Origin of the sequence: Ferruginibacter sp., assembly GCF_028288465.1 — a bacterium.
In the GTDB taxonomy this organism is placed as follows: domain Bacteria; phylum Bacteroidota; class Bacteroidia; order Chitinophagales; family Chitinophagaceae; genus Ferruginibacter.
In genome coordinates this window covers 149,886-172,805 of the sequence record NZ_JAQBNR010000024.1, presented here as the reverse complement: position 1 = coordinate 172,805, position 22,920 = coordinate 149,886, and the positions used below count along the sequence as shown (strand labels likewise).

The window sequence follows — 22,920 nt, the reverse complement described above, 5'->3', positions numbered from 1 at the left end:
GAGTAACTGTACAAATAGGACGAATAAATGTTGGTAACAAAAACTAATTTTACAATGCAAACAGAAAACAAGACAATGAAACAGTTAATGCAGGAAAAATGGACCAAGCGCCCATTAATTATTAGTGGCCCGTGCAGTGCCGAAACAGAAGAGCAGGTGATTGAAACTGCTACCCGGCTTGCTAAAACAGGTAAGGTAGATGTACTACGTGCAGGCATCTGGAAACCCCGCACAAAGCCAGGTTTATTTGAAGGAATTGGCGCAAAAGGCTTATCGTGGATGGCCCAGGCGAAAAAAATTACGGGCATGCCAACTACTGTGGAAGTTGCTACCGCAAAACATGTGGAAGATGCATTGCATTTTGATACTGACATGCTTTGGATTGGTGCAAGAACAACCGTAAATCCTTTTAGTGTGCAGGAAGTAGCAGATGCCCTGCGTGGTGTTGATGTACCTGTGCTGATTAAAAATCCCATTAATCCTGATCTTGAACTGTGGACTGGAGCTATTGAGCGCATACAGAAAGCAGGAATTAAACAAGTTGGTATGATACACCGGGGATTTTCAAACTACGGAAACACAGAGTACCGTAACGCTCCTATGTGGCATTTGCCCATCGAAATGAAGCGTCGTTTTCCGGAAATGATTTTAATCTGCGATCCTTCTCATATCTGTGGTAACAGAACTAATCTGCAGTCAATTTCTCAAAAAAGTATTGACCTTGATTTTGATGGCGTGATGATTGAAAGCCATATTGATCCTGATAATGCGTGGAGTGATGCAAAACAACAAATAACCCCCGAACGCTTATCTGAAATGCTGGATGCATTGATCTGGCGTTCCGAAGCAACAGACAAGCAGGAGTTCATTACCGCCCTTGCCACACTTCGTGAGCAAATCAATCATGTAGATGATGAGTTGCTTGCATTGATTGCGCAGCGCATGAAAATTGCTGATAAAATTGGTGAATATAAAAGAGCGAATAACATAACCATTTTGCAAACCAACCGATGGAATGATATTTTGCAGAAGGCGATTAACAAAGGCGATAAACTGGGGTTAAGCCAGGACTTTATCACCAAATATTTTGATGCAGTGCATTTGGAAAGTATCAACCATCAAAACAAGGTGATGAATAGTTAAAAAGTTGGAGAAATTATTTTTGCAATTAACAAAGAATTTTTGATTTGATTGAGAGGAGTAAGACATTACTCAGGATGCTAATTTTTTATTAAGGTTGTTGTATGAAAATTATAAAGGTTTCCTCATTGTCAGGTTCTGCCGAGGCGTTACCCGCTGGTGGAAATTTTGATGGTGTATATTATTTTGACGCCACGTTTGCTCATCTTGAACAGGTTGTAAGCAGACAAAAAACTGTCTTAATTACAGATAGCAATGTTTTTCAGAGCCATCAAACATTATTTGATGGCTGGCAGACCATTGTGCTGCCGGCAGGTGAAGAGCATAAACAGCAGTCAACGGTTGATTTCATCGTGAAAGAACTGATAGCAAAAAATGCAGACAGAAACACTTTTATTGTGGGCGTTGGTGGTGGTGTGGTAACAGATATTACGGGCTATGCCGCCAGTATCTACATGCGGGGTGTAAAGTTTGGTTTTGTACCAACTACTATTCTTGCAATGGTTGATGCTTCAATTGGTGGTAAAAACGGGGTGGATGTTGGCATATATAAAAACCTGGTGGGGCTGATAAAACAACCAGAGTTTTTATTATTCGATTATGCGCTTTTGCAAACCTTGCCCACAGACCAATGGATCAATGGCTTTGCTGAAGTAATTAAACATGCCTGTATAAAAGATACCGCTTTATTTGAATTGCTGCAAAAGGAGTCAATCGAAAGTTTTAAATCCGATGCAAATAAACTGGCAGCACTTATTGAAAAAAATGTTCAGATAAAAACAGCCGTGGTAGTAAATGATGAGTTTGAACAGGGCGACCGTAAGCTCTTAAATTTTGGCCATACACTGGGGCATGCTATCGAAAATATGTACCAGCTTCCACATGGACATGCTGTAAGTATTGGCATGATGGCCGCTACAGATATTTCAGTATCTGTAAATAATTTTTCTACTTCCGAAGCCAACCAAATAAAAGAGTTGCTGGAACAATATCAGCTACCAACACAATTTGACTTTGATAAAGAAAAGATTTGGGAAATACTAAAAATGGATAAAAAGCGGTCTAGCAATACAATGAATTTCATCCTGCTGAATAAAATAGGGCAGGCTATGATTCAACCTATTGGCATGAACGAACTGGAAAATTTGATCCGTTAAACAGAACCTGTTATGGAACTAATTACACACATACGTTCCCTAACTTTTGCAAAGACTTAAGTATAATCATGACTGTAACCATTCAACCTTCTGCTGTTTCAGGAATTATTAGTGCGCCCACATCCAAGAGTTCTATGCAGCGTGCTTGTGCCGCTGCCCTGTTGAATAAGGGTAAAACAATTATTGAAAATCCGGGTAAAAGCAATGATGACCTTGCGGCGTTGGAAGTAATTCAACTACTTGGGGCCACTATCGCATCTGCTGCTGATAATTATATAACTGTTGACAGTAACGGAGTTCAGCCATCAGGCAGTGAAATAAACTGCGGCGAAAGTGGTTTAGGTATCCGTATGTTTGCACCTATTGCCGCGTTAAGCCAAAACCCAATTCGTATCAATGGCACTGGCAGCCTGTTGACGAGGCCAATGAATTTTTTTGATGACATCTTTCCGCAACTGGATATTGCCATTCAATCAAACAACGGCAAACTGCCCATTGAAATAACCGGCCCGTTGCAGCCCAAAGACATTACCATTGATGGATCGCTGAGTTCTCAATTTTTAACGGGCTTGTTGATGGCGTATGGAAATGCTGCCAGCGAGTCGGTAACCATCAAAGTAACCGGGTTAAAAAGCAAACCATACATCGATCTTACCTTGCAGGTGATGCATCATTTCGGGTATGATGTTGTTAACAACAATTATGAATCGTTTGTGGTGAACCCAGTAAGAAATGAAACCGGTAAACTCATTAAATATACGGTTGAAGGGGATTGGAGCGGCGGAGCTTTTTTATTGGTGGCAGGCGCAGTTGCAGGTAAGATAACCGTAGAAGGATTAGATACTCATTCTACGCAGGCAGATAAAGCAATTTTGAAGGCGTTAATTGATTGCGGTAGCAGCATTTCCATACAAGAAAAGCAGATAGAAATTGGTTTGCCGGCAACAGGCAGCAGCGGCTTAAAAGCTTTTCACTTTGATGCTAGCGATTGTCCCGATTTATTTCCGCCGCTTGTTGCATTAGCCGCGTATTGTAACGGTACTACTGCAATTGAAGGCGTTAGGCGTTTAGCACATAAAGAAAGTAACCGGGGATTAACCTTACAGGAAGAGTTTGGTAAAATGGGGATTAAAATAACATTGCAGGATGATTTGATGTTAATAGAGGGTGGTCATGGTGTTCATGGCGCTTCCGTTTATTCTCATCATGATCACAGGATTGCGATGGCCTGCGCAGTTGCGGGTTTAAAAGCAAGGGGAGTAACCACCATCAAGGATGCGGAGGCAATTGATAAATCCTATCCCGGCTTTTATCAACACTTAAGGCAATTAGGTGCAGCGGTTAATTAGCAGCGGTTCAATTAAGTTTAGTATAAACAATAAAGCCTGTTGAAATGAAGTGACAGGGTAACCAGATAACATTTATGAACAGTTTCGGAAGAATATTCAGGGTAAGCATTTTTGGAGAATCGCACGGCGAATGTGTGGGTATTAATATTGATGGGTGCCCTGCAGGTATGCCATTGGCTGTGGATGATTTTACCGCTGACATTGAAAGAAGAAAAGCAGGAGCTAAAGGAACCACACCCCGTAAGGAAGCCGACCTGCCGAGGATTATGAATGGCGTGTATAACGGTAAAACGACCGGCGCTCCCATCACCATCCTGTTCGACAATACCAATACCCGCAGCGGCGATTATGAAAAGCAACGGGCGGTACCAAGACCCGGACATGCAGATTTTGTTGCTACAAAAAAGTTTGGCGGCTTTGAAGATTACAGGGGCGGAGGCCATTTCAGCGGAAGGCTTACCGTTTGCCTGGTTGCTGCAGGCGTGGTAGCGAAGAAATTATTAACTAACATCAGCATCGTATCCACCATACTTGAAATAGGTGGCGAAACAGATATGGAAGCTGGTCTGCAAAAAGCCATTGATGCGAAAGATACTATTGGAGGCATTGTGGAATGTAAAGTAAATGGCTTACCCGTTGGTTTGGGCGAACCATTTTTTGATTCAGCAGAATCGATGATTGGCCACGCTGTTTTTGCAATACCTGCGGTAAGAGGGATTGAATTTGGAACCGGGTTTGCGGCCGCCCGCATGTACGGCAGTGAGCACAATGATGCCATTGCTGACAGTAGCGGAAAAACTGTGACCAATCACGCAGGTGGCATTGTTGGTGGCATTAGCAATAGCAACGAACTGGTATTCCGGATAGCTATCAAACCCACATCTTCCACTCCAAAAATTCAACACACGCTCAATATAGAAACTGGCGAAACTGAAGATTTTTCCGTAAAAGGCAGACATGATCTTTGCATCGCGTTAAGGGTGCCAGTTGTGTTGGAAGCAGTAACAGCCTTTGTTTTAGCTGATTTGATGATGCTGGAACAGAATATCCGCCGCATAGTTTAAAAAACTTACCCACCTTGCTGGCGCAATTGTTTCTTTCCCATTATTTAGGGGTAGGTATTGAATCATTGCGTAATTTAATTTGCCTGTTTATCGGGTAACCTACAATCACGATATATGGAGCAATTGTATTGCCTGCAATAGCGATAGCCGCATTCAGCATTTTTTTTAAATATTTTTTGATACCGCCGTCATATACATTGTAAAAGCCATTGTAGAATTGAATGCTAAAGCCGAAGGCGTTATAAATGCGGGTATACTCCTCCAGGGACAATATTCTTTCAGTCCAGCTGCCGCTGATGGGGTTACAGGTATTTGTACCTGTGGGTGGTAAAGGCATCTTTCCAGATACGCTGAATTCTTTAACTGCCCCTGCAATATCAAGTTCGTTTTTACCCCTTGTAGCTTTCGCCAGCTCCTTAACAATAACACAGTTTAAGCCACTGCTATATTTCCCGATAATTGCTTCCCGTATTTTTATAAAAGGTTGCAAGGCAGTTTCCCCAAATAAAACATCGTCATCGGGCGTTCCTCCTTCCAGTTCGTCTTTTAGCTGCAGCTTTTTTAAACTATTAACTTTTAAAAAATTAGCAGGGTTGGATGCAGTTGTAAAAACTGTGATCATCAATTGGTTCATTTGCTGAATACAGGCGAAGAATTCTTCCAGGCTATAGATATGTTCAATTACATCTGTCCCTGCAACCGCATCCGGCGCTTCATTTTTAAAATGGGCTTTTACAGCGTTGATATCGCCAGGTATATACCCATCCATTTTAATTTCCAGTTGCTCAGCAAGGCGTCTGGCAGCATGTACAAACTTCTCATCAATGTCGTTGACAAAAACTTTTTTAAATCCACAGAATTTTCCAAATAGGCCCAACAGCCCATTACCCGCTCCAAAATCTACCAATACAATATTTGCCTTGTCTTGTACACCATGCCGGACCACTTTTTGCAACACATCCGCATAAATGGACAGGTAATATTTTTTATGTTTTAAAAGATGCGCCAAATATTTTTTGCAGTACAATTCGGGGGAAATATCATTAATTATAACATGATCAAGCCTGGCTTCAAAAGCGGTAATGTATTCTTTAAAATTATCGGACTCCTTCATTAAAAGCGGGGATTAGATCACAATATAAACAAATATGCCGTGGCTATCATTTCAATGGTAACAGGCTTTTGCATTTTTTATAGTACCAAAAAACTTCTGCCTGAATACAATAACCCATGAATATTTTTGGCCCGGGTACAAATGTATTTTAAAGAATGGTGTACAGAGGTGATGCTGTGCTTGTATAAACGCTTGCAGGTACTGGCAAATTACGGGTGTGCAAAATCATCAATTGTAGGGTATTGCAGTTTAAGCTGTAAGGTTCTATCAATTTTTTTTATACTTTCTATTTTTAATGCAAGGATGTGTTACGTTGTAATATCACTACTTTATCACAGTTACAATAATTAGCTGCAGGCGCATTTTATACTACTGAATCTTGTGGGACACATAAAAAGGAGGCAGTAAACTACCGCTATATTAATGCTATTTGTTATCTTGTATCGCAATTATATGACTTTAGTTTTTCCTGAGAATATCCGTTTCCAAAAATTAGCAATATTTACCTTATATATGAACCATCTCAAGAATAACCTTTTATCACTTCTTTGTGTCTTCGTGTTTTTTTTCGTAAGCGGTTGTCACAATAGGAAAGCTCACAATGAGCCGATTATAGTTAGTACGCCGGAAAAAATGGATAAGCAAACCAGCCAGACTATTCAAGATGTGCTAGAGTATGCATTGCAGCACAATGGCGATATCGGCGACACTATTCATTTGCAGTTTACCGGACCCGTAAATAGTTTTTATGCAGGGAATGATTTTAATAATATATGGAGTCACAAAGAAAAGTGGGAGCCGCTGGCAGATTCATTGTATTATTTTATTGAACATGCTGCGTGGCAGGGCTTGTTTCCTAATGACTATCATTTTAAAAAACTCCAAAAAATCAAAGCTTCACTGGATAATGATTCCATGAAGCGAATGGATGCCAATCTATGGACAAAGGCCGACCTGATGCTGACCGATGGTTTTATACATCTTGTAAAGGATTTAAAGCAGGGGCATTTAAGCAAGGACAGTATTTCGTTTAATAAGAAAGAATTGACAGACACATTTTATTCAGCCACGCTTGCAAACTTATTATCTGCAGGGCAACTTACAAATGCACTGAATGCATTGCAACCTGCCAATGAGGGCTACCGGGCATTAAAGGACTGTATACCTCGGTTTTTAGACAGTATGGACAAGCGCACCTATACCTACGTTACATATCCTTTTAAAACCAACGATGAAAAAGATTCTTTATCTTTTATAAAAAAATTGCAGAAACGGCTTAGCGAAAGCAAGTGTATTGAACCTGGGACTTCCCTACCGGACACTGTGCAATTAAAGGCCGCTATTAAAAAATTTCAGCATCTTAAAGGAATCAAACAGGATGGAATGATTTCTGCCGGCCTGATCAAAACGTTGAACAACAATGATGCTGAACGCTTTAAAAGAATCGCCATTACATTGGACAGGTACAGGCAGTTACCTGACTCAATGCCTGAAAAATATATCTGGGTAAATCTACCTGCCTACTACATGCAGTTGATAGATCATGATACAATTGTGATACAATCTAAAATTATTTGTGGCAAGCCTGCTACCCGTACACCCTTGCTCAATAGCTACATCACAGATATGGTTACGTACCCAACATGGACGGTACCCAATAGTATTATTGTAAAGCAGTATTTACCCAAACTCAAAACTAATCCCAACTACTTAGATGGAATTGGGCTTCACCTGGTAAACGATAAAGGTGAAACTGTAAACGGCAGCGATGTAAAATGGAGCAAATACACCAAAGGCATTCCATATAAAATTATGCAGGGAAGCGGGGATGATAATGCACTGGGTATTATGAAATTTAATTTTAGTAATGCCTATGCCGTATACTTACATGACACCAATCAGCGTTACTTATTTAAGAATGCTACCAGGGCGTTGAGTCACGGTTGTGTGAGAGTACAGGAATGGCAGAAACTGGCTTTTTATATTGCAAGAAATGATAGCATGAATGTAAAGCCAGGCGAAACTTTACGTTACACTACCGATTCGATTATGAGCTGGCTTGACAGAAAAGAGAATAAAAGAATCGGGGTGAAGAATAAAATATCATTATTCATCCGGTATTTTACCTGCGAGGCCAGGAATGGTAAAATAAAATTTTATGACGATATTTATGGTGAAGACAAGATAATCAGAGAAAAATATTTTACTGATAAATAACCAATAACTCCAATCCCTTAACCAACGATTCAATTTCCTTGCATGAAAAACTTTTACCCTACAGTAAGGTCTGTTATTATTATGTTCTTTTGTCTGCATCAATATACTGGCACCTTCGCCCAGTCAACCGCAAAAGAAAGCAAGCCCGTTCATGCCTCCAGGCGGATTTTATATGGTACTGCAAGTTTTTATGCCAACAAGTTCAACGGCCGACAAACAGCAAGTGGCGAAATTTTTAGCCAGGACAAATTAACATGCGCTTGTAACATATTACCTTTCGGCACCTGGATAAAAGTAACCAATGTAAAAAATGGCAACTCCGCCATTGTAAAAGTCAATGACAGGATGCATCCGAAAATGAAACGTATTGTTGACCTTACAAGGGCAACAGCAATTTCACTTGGTTACAAATCACAGGGTATTGTAAAAGTAAAAGTAGAAGTGCTTGGAAAGACAAGGCCACAGCTGTAATAGCACAGAAACAAGTGTCGGTAATTAATTTTAAGATTTAATCCTAAGCAGTTACTTTTGTCTTCAGCAAAACTGCACTTCATATGAAAAAATTCATTGTATACTTGTCAGCCGTTATTTTGACTGCTACTACATACGGCCAAACGGATTACACCAGGCAACCTTCATTTGCAATTCATTTGTTGAAAAACGATTTTCAAACAGCTTCAGAAATCAGGTCTTCGGGATTGGCTACGGCATTAAAAAATTATTCTGCCAGTGGCAGGTTAAAAGGAGGTATCGGGCTTAGCTACATACAGGGCTTAAGTGAACACGCAGATTTTGTTGCAACGGCTGCCGGATCTTTTCTCAACTATCCAGTTCCCGGAGCGCCCGTTTCGATCAATGAAAGTTTTTTAATGGAAGTAGCTGCTACCGTAAATGTAAAACTGCTGACTGATAAATATTTTGTTTCTCCTTTTCTTACCAGTGGTGTGGGTGCATCTAAATATAGAGGTTATTACGGTGCTTTTATCCCCCTGGGAGTAGGTTTGCAGTTCAATATTGCCAAGGATGCTTTTGTTATTTTAAACTCGCAATACCGGATGCGGGTGACTGAAACAGTTAACTATCATTTCTACCATAGTATTGGAATTGGAGGTAATCTTTTTCCGAAAAAAGAGGTTGCCCCAAAACAATTGCCTGTTCCGGTAGCTGCGCCGGTGAAAGACAGGGATGGCGATGGTATTGTAGATTCCCTGGATAGATGTCCTGATGTAGCGGGCGTTGTTTCTTTGCAGGGATGCCCTGATAAAGACGGTGATGGTATTACTGATGCGGATGATAAATGTCCGGACGTAGCCGGTCTTGCACGTTATAATGGTTGCCCTGTACCCGATGCCGATCATGACGGCATCAATGACGAAAACGATAAATGCCCTGCTGTTGCCGGTGTAGCCCGCTACCAGGGTTGTCCTGTACCGGATACAGACGGGGATGGAGTAAATGATGAAGATGACAAATGTCCCAATGAAGTGGGTACGGCAGATAATTTTGGTTGCCCTGTAATTGATAAAAAGGTGATTGAAAAAATCAACGTGGCAGCGAAAAATATTTTCTTTTCTACCGGCAGTTCCAAACTGTTACCAAAGTCATTCAAATCATTGAATGAGGTGGCAAAAATTTTAGCTGATAATCCATCTTATAAATTAGCTATTGATGGGCATACAGATAATACAGGTAAGGCAGATAAGAACCAACTTTTAAGCGAAAGCCGGGCTAAAGCAGTGGCTGCGTATATAGAAAGTAAAAAGATTGATGCAGCCAGGCTAACAGCCAATGGTTACGGCCAGGATAAACCGGTAGCGGACAATAAAACAGCTGCCGGACGAGCTAAAAATCGCCGGGTAGAGCTCAGTGTCAAAAATTATTAAGCAATCAACGTACTAAAATAGAATTGGATCCCCTCGCATTTGCGGGGGGATTTTTTTGTACGGTAAATAGTTAATCCGTCACTCTGCAAGGAGATCTGTTAGGATGTCATTTTAAATTACCGATCTCGCAAATGAACAACAGTTCCTGATCAAATGAGCCCTTCATTATTTGTTACTTTTGCAGCAAATACATTTATTCAACCAGGCAGAAAAATATTATGGCAAAAATTGGTATCAATATAGCAACGGGTAGTTTGCAGCAGGAAGAAATAATAGTGGGGATAGATCTCGGCACTACCAATAGTTTGGTGGCAATCATACATCCGGAAACTAAACAGCCGGTTGCGTTGAAGGAGCACAACAGTAGTTCACTGGTTCCGTCTGTAATACATTTTGATGAATTTGGCAATGTTACTGTTGGAGAAGAAGCAAAAAAATATTTAATTACCGAACCTCAAAATACCATTTTTTCTGCCAAGCGGTTAATGGGTAAATCATATAACGATATAAAAGACAACGCCTCTTTTTTTTCTTATAAGGTAATTGATGATGCCAGCCAGGCGATGGTAAAAGTGCAGGCTGGCAGCAAGTTTTATACCCCCGCAGAGCTGTCTTCTTTTATTTTAAAAGAATTAAAAAAGCGGGCAGAGCACATTTTAAAAACACCTGTTAATAAGGCCGTAATAACTGTGCCGGCTTATTTTAACGATGCGCAAAGGCAAGCCACAAGAGACGCGGGAAAATTGGCGGGCCTGGATGTTTTAAGAATTGTGAATGAACCCACGGCCGCCAGCCTGGCTTATGGACTTGGTTTACATAAAGACAGTGGAGATAAAACAATCGCAGTGTATGATTTAGGCGGCGGAACTTTCGATATCTCGATTTTAAAAATAAGCAATGGAATTTTTGAAGTATTATCTACTAACGGTGATACTTATCTTGGGGGCGATGATATTGACAACAGCATTGTGCAATACTGGTTGCAGCAGGCAGGTGTAAGTGAAGATGAATTAAGAACCAACAGGGAGTTTGCCCAGGGCATTCGTTTGCAAGCCGAGGCGGCAAAAATATTTCTTTCGACCAATGGTGTTTTTGACACAACTTTTAATGGCGATTCGCTAACCATTACAAAGCAGGTGCTCGAAACACTTGTACAGCCATTGGTTGACAAAACAATTGTATGTTGTACAAATGCTTTAAAAGATGCTGGATTAAAAAAGGAAGCAATAGATGTCGTTGTGATGGTGGGAGGCTCTACCAGGGTTCCGCTGGTAAAGGAAAGCGTTAGCCGGTTTTTTGGCAAACCTGTAAACGACACTGTTAATCCGGATGAAGTGGTGGCACTGGGAGCCGCAATACAGGCCGATATTTTGGCGGGTAATAATAAAGATGTGTTGCTGCTAGATATCACACCATTATCATTAGGGATAGAGACAATGGGCGGATTGATGGATGTATTAATACCCCGAAATTCAAAAATACCCAATAAAGCTTCCAGGCAATATACCACGCATAAAGACGGGCAGAGCGGAATGAAAATTTCAGTTTACCAGGGTGAAAGAGATATGGTAAAAGATAATCGTAAATTATCGGAATTTAATTTAACCGGCATACCCGCTATGCCCGCTGGCCTTGCTAAAGTAGAAGTAAGCTTTTTGATAAATGCAGATGGTATTTTGGTAGTAAAGGCAAAAGAGTTAAGAAGCGGCGTTGAGCAAAGCATTGAGGTAAAAGCGCAGCAGGATTTAACAGATGCAGAACTGGAAAAAATGTTGCTTGATTCAATTACCCATGCCAGTGAAGATATTGCTACAAGAGCATTGGTTGAAGCAAGAACAGAAGGAGAGCAGCTATTGGCAACTACAGAAAAATTTATCCAAAAAAATATTACTCATCTTAGCAATGAAGAAATGGCTCAAACGGCTACCGCAATGCAGGCACTACAGTTAGCGCTTACTATGACGGATAAAGATTTGATTCATTCAAAAGTAGAAGAACTGAATGAGATTTCGAGGCCCTATGCTGAGCGCATTATGGATCAGGCTATTTCGATGGCAATGAGAGGAAAAACAGTATAAAATATTAAAGTGGAGATTGTCTGATATTTGGATAAAGTCTTGCGATAGAGTCAGCAAGTTGGCTTGAATAAATTCTTGTGCCTGGTTCATTCAGATGGATATCATCCACAAAATAATCATCCGTAAAATTGAGATCGTTTTCAAAGTGTATTATTTGCAAATGATTCTTTATAGCAATATTGTTGAAAATTGACGCTGCTTTTGCAGTAATGGGCTCTTTCCTGTTTGGAGAAGGTATTCTTTCCGGCGGATAAACAAACAGTATGTCACATCCCTTTTTTTGTAATTCCATTACGGTTTGCTGCAGGTAAATTACAGCAGGACACCAAACCTTCATTGCTTTCTTTTCGGTATTGTACAACCCATCTACAGTTGTTTTTGTAAACTGGTGAATATTTAAAAACCCCCGGTAAATATTATGGTCGAAGACGGGATAAGGCTTTCCCCGTACAAATAAGGATGTGCGGTTGTACTCGTCAAAGAAGCTGTATTTAGTAAACGGGAATATTTTTATTATGTCTGTCGGAAAGCCTGCCCTTTGCATGTGTTTATTGATGGTATCATTCTGCAGGTAAAAGAGATAGTGAAACCTTGTCTTTAAAATGGTGTTTTCAAATAGCATGCCCGCATCTAAAGATATAACCACCAGTTTAGGAGCTGCGTGTGTTTGCAAATAAAGATCTGAAGTTACCATAATATCTTCCGCATCTGCACCTCCGGTTCCAAAATTATAACTGTTCAGCTTTGTTACCGAATCAATATAATAAGGGTTTATACCAAAGTGAACCCTCGAATTCCCAAGGAATATAATATCATAATTAGTGTTTCCTTTTATCAGTTCATCGGTTTTGGCAAAGTACAATTGTAACCATCTTTTTTTATACATATTATCAAGGAGCATTCCTGTAAGGCAGGCTGTCAGCCAGGTGATGCAACACAGAATCAATATTTTTTTTAAGTACATTAATTAAAATTGAAAGTAGATAAAACTTGATTTTTGAAATATCCCAAAAAAAATGATCAATAAAATGGTGCCTGCAAATACCCCCGTCTCCACTATTGTTTTTGAATATGGGTTCAGTAGTTTTGGCGTTGTGAATTTTTCAATTATAAACATGTAAGTAATGACGCACATGGAAAATGCCATCGTAAAATTACCGAACTCTAAACCGGATTCGGGAACAGAAAGGATGTTACCAAAGGAAATGTCAGCGACTTTACTGCCGCGGGATATAACCGTTAATGCATTCGCTAGTGACGAAGCCCTGAAAAATATCCATGCAAAGCCAACGCAGCAGCAGGTAATAAACCATGCGATTCGGTCGGGTATTTTAATTGTTGAAAACCGGGCATTAAAAAAATCATATATCAACATGTAGGTGCCATGTAAAAAGCCCCATACAATAAACGTCCAACCTGCCCCGTGCCACAATGCACTAAGGATAAATGTTATTAATAAATTCAGATTTTTTCTGCGCTTTCCTTTTCGGCTGCCACCAAGCGGGATATAAACATAGTCCCGGAACCAGCTTGAAAGTGAGATATGCCAGCGCTTCCAGAATGCTCTTATATTGGTGGACTGGTAGGGCCTGTTGAAGTTGATGCAGAGATCAATGCCCATGCACCTGGCTGCCCCAATAGCAATGTCTGAGTAGCCGGAGAAATCGGCATAAATCTGTATGCTGAAAAAGAATACTGCCAGCCATATTTGCATTGGCTCCAGATGCGCCGGGTGCTTAAATACGGCATCGGCATATAACCCGATTCTGTCTGCAATCACTACTTTTTTAAAAAAGCCCCAGGCCATTAACCGCAGGCCTTCATACAATTTTTGAGAAGAAAATTTTTGGTGAATAAAAAATTGCGGAAGCAGGTGCTGGGGCCGTTCTATTGGTCCTGCTACAAGTTGCGGATAGAACATTACATACAATGCAAAGTACCCGGGGTGCCTCACAGCTTTTTGTCTGCCGTAATAAACTTCGATTGTATAACTGAGTGACTGGAATGTATGGAAGGAAAGTCCTATGGGCAGTATCAGGTTCAACATTATTAAATTGCTGCCCGTAAGCTCATTGATGTTGGTGACAAAGAAATTATAGTATTTAAATAATCCCAGCAATGAAATATTTGATAGGATACTTACTGTAAGCCAAAATTTTTTGTTCCTTTCCTTTTCTATCAGGATGCCCATTGTATAATCAATGGCAATCAGAAAAAAAAGAATCAGTAAATAAGATGGTATAAAGGCAGCGTAAAAAATGCAACTCGCCAGCAAGAGATGCGCCCACCGTAACTTGTGCGGGATTAAAAAGTACAGAATGGTGCAGAGCGGGAAAAAAATAAGAAATTCAAGCGAATTAAAAAGCATAGCTGTTAATACCGTTAGAGTTAGTAAACATAAAGAAGTTTTGTTACAGAAACCGAATAGAAAAATAATTTACATGATGAACACCGGCGCACAAATAAATAATTAAAACGACCGCAACATGCAATAGTGTAAAGCTAATTTATTATAGATACAAAACTACTTTCAGGCATCAAAGCTAACCTGCAGATGAAACCGCTTATTAAGGTTGTAGCAATGTAATCATGTTTTCTTTTTGTTTGGCTGAAATGGCAGCGGTAAAAGTAATAGCAAACACAAGGCAGTAAATGTTATGACACTTAGCAACATCGCACGTTTTACCAAAGTGGGTTCAAAAGTAAAAACAATATTATTTTCTCCTTTATTTAGTGGTGCTTTCATAAAATTTATTCCGGCACTATCAACCAAGCCTTTTTGCCGGCCATTTTTAAAGAACCAATGCGGGTAATAATTTTGCTGTAAAACAATGCTGGAAGGATTATCTGCTGTGACGCTTAAAGCGATCTTGTCAGGAGCAAAAGATTGTATAACTATTGACCTGCTATTTTGAGACCCGTCAACAAACAGGAAAGGATGGTTTAAAAAATTACGGCCAGGATAACGTTCATTCGTTTCAAAATATGCACGCATATTTTTTAAAACAATGGGGTAAGCAACTTCTTCCTTTACGCCGATTTGCTTGTTGTATATGCTCCAGTCGCCGATTATTTCTTTTACATTTACCTGCAGCGTATCAATTTTATTAATGGGTTGCAGGATTGGAATTGGGATTCCCTGAGGGGATTGATTTAACAGATTTTGTATAGTAGCAACAGAAGTTTTACCTACACCCGTAAACGGAATGTTTAGCAAACTTGCAATTATCAAATCTGCTACTACCAATGATCTCAGCAAATTAAAATTACGGGATATTAATGCCCGCCTGATAACCAACCAGATTATCAACTGGATACAGCCTTGTATCCAAAGCGTATCATAAAAACTAACGGCATCTACAAGTGTTTTTAATTTTTCGGCAAGTGTATACTGTTGCGTTATTCTGCTCAAAACAAAAACAAAAGAATCTTTGCCGCTTATTGCAAAGTATAAACCACAAAAAATACAGCCGATAAATATCAGGAATATCGCGTAATAACTCCATTGTATAAAGCCGGAAAAACTTTCTTTTTGTTGAATAAACTTATTTAAATGAATGGCAGCAACTATGATAAAACATAAGAGCGCAAAAATGCTAAATTCACCATTCAATCTTACATAGCCAATTAATGGGATGAATTTGTACGCAAAGGTTTTAAAAATACCACCAGCTGATAAAAAAGAAAATAAAACCCCGGCGACCAGTAAAAACTTTTGCCAGTTATTTTTTTTGCTAAAGCAGGCCTGCAGAAAAAATAACAAAAGTGCCAAACTAAAATAATTATTACGCATTGAAATGTCAGTCTGGTAAAGGCTGTCATTCTTTACAGTAGCCAGCGGCAGCAGGGCACTGATCCAACTTGGAAAACTGGTTGGGTTACCAAGAGAAGCCGTCACGCTAATCTTTTCTCCTCTTACAAAAAAAGGTAGTATATCCAGGTACCCTGCTATCATCCCTGCACAGAGTAATACAAACAATAACAACAATCCAGCATGCATCAGGAACAGTTGTTTAATTTGTTGGGTACGATTTATATTTTCTCTTTTATTTATAATATAAAAAACAAGCACAGCCGAAAAGAAATAAATGGCACTGATAATAATTCCCGGGTGGGCAGATGAAACCAAAAAATAAAAAAGAAGGACAGTCAGTACAAAGCGATTTTTTGAAAATTGTTTAAGCAATGAAAGGTAGCTCCATAAACACCAGGGTAAAAAAGCAGCACCACTGATCCAATTAAAATGTTGCAGGTGGCCAACGATATAACCACTGCACATAAATGCTACACCCGCAATCTCACGTACTCTTTTATCCATGTTCCAAAAGCCAGTTAGCTTATACATGCCGATGCCACCCAACAATATATAGAACAATACTTCCAACGTTAGAGTGTATGCGTTGTAGCCGGCAGTTGATGCGATTATCCAGGTTATGGGGCTCCAAAATCCGCCGCTCATATCTCCGTATTGGGGAAATCCGAAATTGATGTATGGATTCCAGAGTGGGAGATGGCCAGCATGAATACTTTCGCTCATAAAAAACTTGGGAGGGAAATAACCTGCAAAAGCATCATTCTTTAAGAAAAATAAAAAAGAAGAGATGGGTAAAAATGCAATCAAAAGAATAATAAAAAAAAAGAGAATCTTTTTTAAAGATGCCCAGTTTGAATTTGCGTAAACTTGCATGGATTAAAAATACACAATTCCCTAAAAAATGAGCCAAAGAACTTTTGATGACTTCGATGAGTTTGCAAATAACTACCGTGACATTCATAGCCAAAATTTGAAATTGGCAGGTGCCGATAGTTTTTATTTTGCGGAAATGAAAGTAAGGATGCTTCGGCCTTTTGAAAAGAATGAAAACCTGCAAGTGCTGGATATTGGATGTGGTGATGGCACAACGGAAGTATTTATGCAGCGATATTTTTCAGCCTGGCAGCTGGCAGGTATTGATGTTTCTGAAAAAAGTATTGTTGCAGCAAAAGAGAAGAATCTGTCGGGTGTTAATTTCTCATTGTACAATGGCTCAGCAATTTCGTTGATCGATGAAAGTGTAGATGTAGTTTTTATCGCCGGTGTGTTGCATCACGTTGCATTTAGTTTGCACTATGCCCTTATAAAAGAAATTGCAAGAGTTTTAAAGAAAGGAGGGCGGCTGTATGTTTTTGAACACAATCCATTAAACCCTTTGACAAGGCATTTAGTAAATACCTGTATGTTTGATTCAAATGCAAAATTGCTTCGAAGTAACTATGCCATGCGATTGCTTCGTCAAAATAAATTCAAAATTCAAAGTAAAAAATTCATCATTTTTTTTCCAAGGAAAAAAATATTTTCGGGTATGATTTTTTTGGAGAAGTATTTAGAATGGCTTCCGTTAGGTGGACAATATTTTATAAGGGCGCTGAAGTAATCAGGCAATATTTAATTTTTTTTCAACCAGGTAAAGCGGTCTGTGTTTGGCTTCTGTAAACAGACTGGCAATGTATTCTCCCAACAGACCGATCGCCAATAATTGGGTACCACCCAGGAACATGATTGCAATAATAATGGATGCCCATCCCGGTACAGTGTTTCCCTTAAAGTAGGAGATTAGGGCAAAAACCCCAAAGGCAAAAGCAAACAACGAAATAAAACTGCCCACAAGCAACGCCACCCGAAGTGGCTTAAAACTGAAAGAGGTAGTGCCTTTTAATGCCAGCTTAAGCATTTTTCCAAAAGAATATTTCGTCTTTCCAAACTTTCGTGCTGGTGCATCAAAATTGATGGTGGAAGTTTTATAGCCAATCCAGCTAAAAATGCCGCGAAGAAAAAGATCTCTCTCTTTAAATTGTAAAATACTCGTCAATACTTTGCTATTAAAAGCTTTAAAATCGGCGACATTGGCCTCTATTTTTGTGTCGGAAATAATGTTGATAAATGAATAAAACAGGGAGGCCATTATTTTTTTCACAGGGCCTATATTCTCTGTTTTATTTCTTTTGGTTACTACTAAATCAAATCCATTATCCAACTGTCGCGCCATTAACGGAATCAACGAAGGAGGGTGCTGAAGATCGCCGTCCATGATTATGATTTTTTGTCCTGCGGCGTGTGCCATACCTGCCATCAGAGCATTTTGGTGCCCGAAGTTTCTGCTCAATGAAAGGCATTTAAAACATTTATTATTATTGATTATTTTTTCAATTTCAGCCAGCGTATTATCTGTACTGCCATCATTTACAAAAATTACCTCATAATCGCCTCCGCAATGAAGCACCAGTTCAGTACACAAAAGATGTATGTTCTCTTCTTCATTATAAACGGGAATGATGATGCTTAGTAGTGTCACTTTTTGGTGTAGAAACTTTTGGTGAAGTTTAAAAGTAGAATTTAATTTTTAAAAGAGGTGTAGAGATCTCACTATGGATCAGTACATTACTTCAATTGTAAAAAGCGATTAACATACTTACCTATCATATCAAACTCAATATTTACGGCGTCTCCTTTTTTGAGGTACTGCATACAGGTATGGTGATAAGTGTAGGGAATAATAGCTACTGTAAATCCATTTTTTGTTACATTAAAAATGGTAAGGCTGGTTCCATTTAAAGCAATGGATCCTTTTTCTATTATCAGCGGGCCAAACTGCGGGTCAAACTCAAATTCGTATTCCCAGCTGCCATCTTTAGCAATTGTATTGATGCAGGTGGCGATGGTATCAACGTGGCCCTGTACGATATGGCCATCAATTCTTCCATTCATTTGCATACATCTTTCGATATTTACAGTGGTGTTCATTTTCCAGGATGATAGATTGGTTTTCTGCAATGTTTCGTCAATGGCTGTCACACGATGTGTGTTATTTTGAATCTCTTCTACCGTAAGGCAGACTCCGTTATGCGTAACACTCTGATCTATTGAGAACTGGTTCGACACCGGCGACTCTACCCAGAATGTTTTATTGGTTCCTGAAGCAATAATTTGCTTTATTGTGCCTGTAGTTTCTATTATTCCTGTAAACATGGATCAAAAATACTTTTTTTATCATTTTGAATTTTGAATTTTAAATAATTCTGTTATCTTTGCGCTTCTAAAAAAAACTACCAAAGGAGGTATATCAAATGTTAATAATAGATTCAAAAGATTGCGAAAACATCGACAAGGCGTTAAAGAAGTATAAAAAGAAATTCGAAAAAAGCCGCGTGTTGCTGCAGTTAAGGGAAAGACAGGCTTTTATCAAGCCATCCATCAGGCGCCGCACACAAGTGTTAAAAGCAGTGTACAAACAGAACATAGCAAGTGGTAAAATAGACGTTTAGTCATTTAACCAATAATTGATATTTTTAAAACTGATAACCATGTAACTTTGGTTATCAGTTTTTTTATGCCCATCCATCAACAATTTTATATACAGGGTTTCTTAGATTACCTTAAGTTTCAAAAACGGTATTCACAACATACCATTATTTCTTACGGGAATGATCTTACCGGTTTTTTTGATTTTATCCAGCTACAATTTGCAGCTGAATCTATTGGCGACATCACATCATCTTTTGTACGCAGCTGGCTGGCATCATTGAAAGAGAAAGGAGTAGATTCAAAAACTATCAACCGTAAGATATCATCCCTGAAATCTTTTTTTAAATACCAGCTAAAAGAAGGCGCCCTGCAAAAAAGTCCAATGGCTACCATTGTTTCCGCCAAAGTCAAGAAGAGATTGCCCCAGTTTGTCGCAGAAGCAGATACGGGAACTTTGTTTAATTACCTGGAATTTCCCGATGACTGGAATGGGAAAACTGATCGCCTGATATTTCACTTATTGTACAATACTGGTATCAGGCAAGCGGAACTCATCAGTCTCAGGATGGCCCATATTGATGCAGGAAATAATACCATTAAAGTATTGGGGAAAGGCAACAAAGAAAGGATATTGCCGGTAAGCAGTCAGCTCTCGCAAATAATCAAAAGCTACATCACCGACAAAAAAGCAAATTTACAGGGGACTGATACGGATGTACTGCTGGTAAATGAGAAAGGGAAAAAATTGTATCCCAAATATGTATACAGTGTGGTGAAAAAATATCTGTCCGGCGTTACAACAATAGATAAGAAAAGTCCGCACGTGATGCGCCATACTTTTGCCACCCATTTAATGAATAATGGTGCTGATATAAATGCGGTTAAGGAATTGCTGGGACATAGCAGCCTGGCCGCAACCCAGGTCTATACGCATAACACGATTGAAAAATTAAAAGAGGTATATAAAAAAGCGCATCCGAAGGCTTAAATCTGGATATTGAACAATAAAACAGCAGGTTATAAGTTTTACAAAACAACAGAGATTTATTTTGGAATTTACACCCGCAAGAACTAACTTGAATTTGAAAAATAACCTCACTTAAACCCCTGTAACTTTCGCCTATGAGTTAATTGTTTACCCGAATTTTTTCACATATTTGTTCACTGATTAAAAATTAGATTGCTATGAACGTAAACATTCAGACTGTGCATTTTGACGCAGATGTAAAATTGAAATCCTATATTGAAAAAAAGCTTTCCAAGCTTTTACAAGTTCATGACAGGATTACAAAAGTTGATGTGTATTTAAAACTAGACAATGTTGTACACACGATTAAGGATAAAGTAGCTGAAATAAAAGTGCATGTTCCAAAGTATGATTTTTTTGTTAAGCATTCCTCCAAATCGTTTGAAGAAAGTTTTGATGAAGCGTTGGATTCTGTGATATTACAGATAAAACGAAAAAAAGAAAAGCTCGCAGCTTAAACAGATATAAAACCCCCGAAAAACGGGGGTTTTTTTATTGTCTTTTGCGCTTATGCACATTTTTATTTTTAAAGTGTAAAAAAATCTTTTACAAAGTTTTTGTATTAATCAAATATACTTACCTTTGCCATCCCAAAAATAGTAATGCAACACAGCAGTGATATTTTTGAAAAAGTTCTTTAAATAAATAAACCAAAACAACTCCGTTGATAGAGCATCGCCGGTACCAATCGGAAAGGTCGAATGCCCCACATTCTATCAATGGTTGTTAATGGTGAAAAACGCCGAAATAGCTCAGTTGGTAGAGCAACTGATTTGTAATCAGTAGGTCGCTGGTTCGACTCCAGTTTTCGGCTCTGAACCGTTGAAATATATTGAAAATTATATTTCTTGTTTTTTTGGGTAGATGGCCGAGTGGTTAAAGGCGACAGACTGTAAATCTGTTCACGTAAGTGTACGTAGGTTCGAACCCTACTCTGCCCACTTTTAAAAATTAGCTGGTTAGCCAATGGGCTGATCAGCTAATTTTAAGTTCTTTTAATTTTTGGAGTGTTCTTTATTTCTTCATTTAATGAATTGTATAAACACATTTTTAAGCGGAAGTAGCTCATTTGGTAGAGCGATAGCCTTCCAAGCTATAGGTGGCGAGTTCGAGCCTCGTCTTCCGCTCTTTGTTGCCTTGGGGCAATGGTTTAAGCCTTTGTAGCTCAGGGGTAGAGCACTTCCTTGGTAGGGAAGAGGTCGTGAGTTCGATTCTCACCAACGGCTCTAAAAGAAGATATTTGGAAAGTTAGGAACAAGTAGCTCAATAATGAGATGATTGCTCAAGGCGCTAAAAATATTGAATGGTACAGGGAAGATAGAAGTAAATTAATAAGGTCGATGGTTACAGACAATAAATGAAAACCAATTTTCAAAACAATTATTAAAAATTAAACAATGGCAAAAGAATCTTTCAAGAGGGATAAACCCCACTTAAACGTTGGTACTATCGGTCACGTGGATCATGGTAAAACAACACTAACAGCCGCTATAACCGATGTTTTGTCAAAAAGAGGTTTAGCGGAGAAAAAAAATTATGATGATATTGATGGTGCTCCTGAAGAAAAAGAAAGGGGTATTACAATTAATACAGCACACGTTGAGTATGCTACCAATACACGTCACTATGCACACGTTGACTGTCCGGGTCACGCTGATTATGTAAAGAACATGATCACTGGTGCTGCGCAAATGGACGGTGCTATCCTGGTAGTTGCTGCTACTGACGGACCAATGCCTCAAACTAAAGAACACATCTTGTTGGCCCGCCAGGTAGGTGTACCTCAAATTGTTGTTTTTATGAACAAGGTTGATCTGGTAGATGATCCTGAATTATTGGAATTGGTTGAAATGGAGATCCGTGAGTTGTTAACTTCTTACGGTTTTGATGGCGATAACACACCAATTATTCAGGGTTCTGCAACTGGTGCTTTGGCCGGTGATGAAAAATGGGTTGCAAAAATCAATGAGTTGATGGATGCAGTTGACAGCTATATTCCTTTACCTCCAAGATTAGTTGACTTGCCATTCCTGATGAGTGTTGAGGACGTATTCTCTATCACTGGTCGTGGTACAGTTGCTACTGGTCGTATCGAAAGAGGTCGTATCAAGGTTGGTGAACCAGTTGAAATTGTTGGTTTAATGGAAAAAGCACTGACTTCTACTTGTACTGGTGTTGAAATGTTTAAGAAATTACTGGACGAAGGTGAGGCCGGTGATAATGCAGGTCTTTTATTACGTGGTATTGAAAAAACTCAAATCCGTCGTGGTATGGTGCTTTGCAAACCAGGTTCTATTACTCCGCACACTGAATTCAAAGGCGAAGTTTATGTATTGAGCAAAGAAGAAGGTGGACGTCATACTCCATTCTTCAACAAATATCGTCCTCAGTTCTATTTCCGTACTACGGATGTAACTGGTGAAGTTACTTTGAATGCTGGTACTGAAATGGTTATGCCTGGCGATAACACTTCATTGAATGTTGTGTTGATTCAGCCTATTGCGATGGAAAAAGGTTTGAAATTTGCGATTCGTGAAGGTGGCCGTACAGTAGGTGCTGGTCAGGTTACTGAAATTGTAAAATAAGATAATCATTAGTATCTTTGAGAT

The 22,920-nt window shown here is 39.2% G+C and carries 19 protein-coding genes and 4 tRNA genes; 17 read left to right on the top strand and 6 right to left on the bottom strand.

Annotated elements, in window-relative coordinates:
* The first annotated feature begins 54 nt into the window (after positions 1-54).
* The 4 genes from JWR61_RS12685 to JWR61_RS12670 all read left to right on the top strand — a co-directional run bounded on the left by JWR61_RS12685 (position 55) and on the right by JWR61_RS12670 (position 4,710).
* Complete coding sequence (locus tag JWR61_RS12685) at positions 55-1,143, top strand: chorismate mutase (RefSeq protein WP_301928155.1); 1,089 nt, start codon at positions 55-57, stop codon at positions 1,141-1,143.
* 101 nt (positions 1,144-1,244) lie between these two features.
* Positions 1,245-2,297 (top strand): 3-dehydroquinate synthase, encoded by a 1,053-nt coding sequence (aroB, locus tag JWR61_RS12680; RefSeq protein ID WP_301928154.1) that lies wholly within the window; start codon positions 1,245-1,247, stop codon positions 2,295-2,297.
* Positions 2,298-2,365: 68 nt separating this feature from the next.
* The gene (aroA, locus tag JWR61_RS12675; protein WP_301928153.1) at positions 2,366-3,646 is read left to right on the top strand and encodes a 3-phosphoshikimate 1-carboxyvinyltransferase; all 1,281 of its coding nucleotides are present in this window, start codon (positions 2,366-2,368) and stop codon (positions 3,644-3,646) included.
* A gap of 74 nt (positions 3,647-3,720) precedes the next feature.
* Positions 3,721-4,710, top strand: coding sequence for a chorismate synthase (locus tag JWR61_RS12670; RefSeq protein WP_301928152.1), 990 nt, complete (start codon positions 3,721-3,723; stop codon positions 4,708-4,710).
* A gap of 40 nt (positions 4,711-4,750) precedes the next feature.
* On the opposite strand, the gene JWR61_RS12665 is transcribed toward JWR61_RS12670, so the two are convergent.
* Complete coding sequence (locus tag JWR61_RS12665; protein WP_301928151.1) at positions 4,751-5,824, bottom strand: bifunctional 2-polyprenyl-6-hydroxyphenol methylase/3-demethylubiquinol 3-O-methyltransferase UbiG; 1,074 nt, start codon at positions 5,822-5,824, stop codon at positions 4,751-4,753.
* 633 nt (positions 5,825-6,457) lie between these two features.
* Between JWR61_RS12665 and JWR61_RS12660 the strand changes: the two genes are divergently transcribed.
* From JWR61_RS12660 to dnaK, 4 genes are all read left to right on the top strand, one after another.
* Positions 6,458-8,041: a murein L,D-transpeptidase gene (locus tag JWR61_RS12660; RefSeq protein ID WP_301928150.1), complete on the top strand. Its 1,584-nt coding sequence runs from the start codon at positions 6,458-6,460 to the stop codon at positions 8,039-8,041.
* Between the two features lie 42 nt (positions 8,042-8,083).
* Entirely contained in the window at positions 8,084-8,512 is a 429-nt protein-coding gene (locus tag JWR61_RS12655; protein WP_301928149.1) for a septal ring lytic transglycosylase RlpA family protein, read from the top strand.
* A gap of 83 nt (positions 8,513-8,595) precedes the next feature.
* A complete protein-coding gene (locus tag JWR61_RS12650; protein ID WP_301928148.1) occupies positions 8,596-9,924 on the top strand; it encodes an OmpA family protein in 1,329 nt (442 codons plus the stop codon).
* A gap of 218 nt (positions 9,925-10,142) precedes the next feature.
* The gene (gene dnaK, locus JWR61_RS12645) at positions 10,143-12,002 is read left to right on the top strand and encodes a molecular chaperone DnaK (RefSeq protein WP_301928147.1); all 1,860 of its coding nucleotides are present in this window, start codon (positions 10,143-10,145) and stop codon (positions 12,000-12,002) included.
* A gap of 4 nt (positions 12,003-12,006) precedes the next feature.
* Here dnaK and JWR61_RS12640 read toward each other — a convergent pair whose 3' ends face one another.
* From JWR61_RS12640 to JWR61_RS12630, 3 genes are all read right to left on the bottom strand, one after another.
* Positions 12,007-12,966 carry a hypothetical protein gene (locus JWR61_RS12640; RefSeq protein ID WP_301928146.1) on the bottom strand — a complete coding sequence of 320 codons (960 nt, stop codon included), beginning with the start codon at positions 12,964-12,966 and terminating at the stop codon, positions 12,007-12,009.
* A gap of 3 nt (positions 12,967-12,969) precedes the next feature.
* A complete protein-coding gene (locus JWR61_RS12635; RefSeq protein WP_301928145.1) occupies positions 12,970-14,193 on the bottom strand; it encodes an MBOAT family protein in 1,224 nt (407 codons plus the stop codon).
* 396 nt (positions 14,194-14,589) lie between these two features.
* A complete protein-coding gene (locus tag JWR61_RS12630) occupies positions 14,590-16,689 on the bottom strand; it encodes a hypothetical protein (RefSeq protein WP_301928144.1) in 2,100 nt (699 codons plus the stop codon).
* Positions 16,690-16,717: 28 nt separating this feature from the next.
* Between JWR61_RS12630 and JWR61_RS12625 the strand changes: the two genes are divergently transcribed.
* Positions 16,718-17,416 (top strand): class I SAM-dependent methyltransferase, encoded by a 699-nt coding sequence (locus tag JWR61_RS12625; protein WP_301928143.1) that lies wholly within the window; start codon positions 16,718-16,720, stop codon positions 17,414-17,416.
* On the opposite strand, the gene JWR61_RS12620 is transcribed toward JWR61_RS12625, so the two are convergent.
* A complete protein-coding gene (locus JWR61_RS12620; protein WP_301928142.1) occupies positions 17,417-18,334 on the bottom strand; it encodes a glycosyltransferase family 2 protein in 918 nt (305 codons plus the stop codon).
* A gap of 86 nt (positions 18,335-18,420) precedes the next feature.
* The gene (locus tag JWR61_RS12615) at positions 18,421-19,008 is read right to left on the bottom strand and encodes a riboflavin synthase (RefSeq protein ID WP_301928141.1); all 588 of its coding nucleotides are present in this window, start codon (positions 19,006-19,008) and stop codon (positions 18,421-18,423) included.
* 98 nt (positions 19,009-19,106) lie between these two features.
* Between JWR61_RS12615 and rpsU the strand changes: the two genes are divergently transcribed.
* The 8 genes from rpsU to tuf all read left to right on the top strand — a co-directional run bounded on the left by rpsU (position 19,107) and on the right by tuf (position 22,896).
* Positions 19,107-19,304: a 30S ribosomal protein S21 gene (rpsU, locus tag JWR61_RS12610; RefSeq protein WP_290336147.1), complete on the top strand. Its 198-nt coding sequence runs from the start codon at positions 19,107-19,109 to the stop codon at positions 19,302-19,304.
* Positions 19,305-19,369: 65 nt separating this feature from the next.
* The gene (locus JWR61_RS12605; RefSeq protein ID WP_301928140.1) at positions 19,370-20,272 is read left to right on the top strand and encodes a tyrosine-type recombinase/integrase; all 903 of its coding nucleotides are present in this window, start codon (positions 19,370-19,372) and stop codon (positions 20,270-20,272) included.
* 197 nt (positions 20,273-20,469) lie between these two features.
* Entirely contained in the window at positions 20,470-20,769 is a 300-nt protein-coding gene (locus JWR61_RS12600) for an HPF/RaiA family ribosome-associated protein (RefSeq protein WP_290336145.1), read from the top strand.
* Between the two features lie 283 nt (positions 20,770-21,052).
* A tRNA-Thr gene (locus tag JWR61_RS12595) sits at positions 21,053-21,125 on the top strand.
* Positions 21,126-21,169: 44 nt separating this feature from the next.
* A tRNA-Tyr gene (locus tag JWR61_RS12590) sits at positions 21,170-21,252 on the top strand.
* Positions 21,253-21,365: 113 nt separating this feature from the next.
* Positions 21,366-21,438 (top strand) — tRNA-Gly (locus tag JWR61_RS12585).
* Between the two features lie 27 nt (positions 21,439-21,465).
* Positions 21,466-21,537: transfer RNA gene (locus JWR61_RS12580), tRNA-Thr, on the top strand.
* A 171-nt stretch (positions 21,538-21,708) separates the two neighbouring features.
* Complete coding sequence (gene tuf / locus JWR61_RS12575) at positions 21,709-22,896, top strand: elongation factor Tu (protein WP_290336144.1); 1,188 nt, start codon at positions 21,709-21,711, stop codon at positions 22,894-22,896.
* Positions 22,897-22,920: the final 24 nt, after the last annotated feature.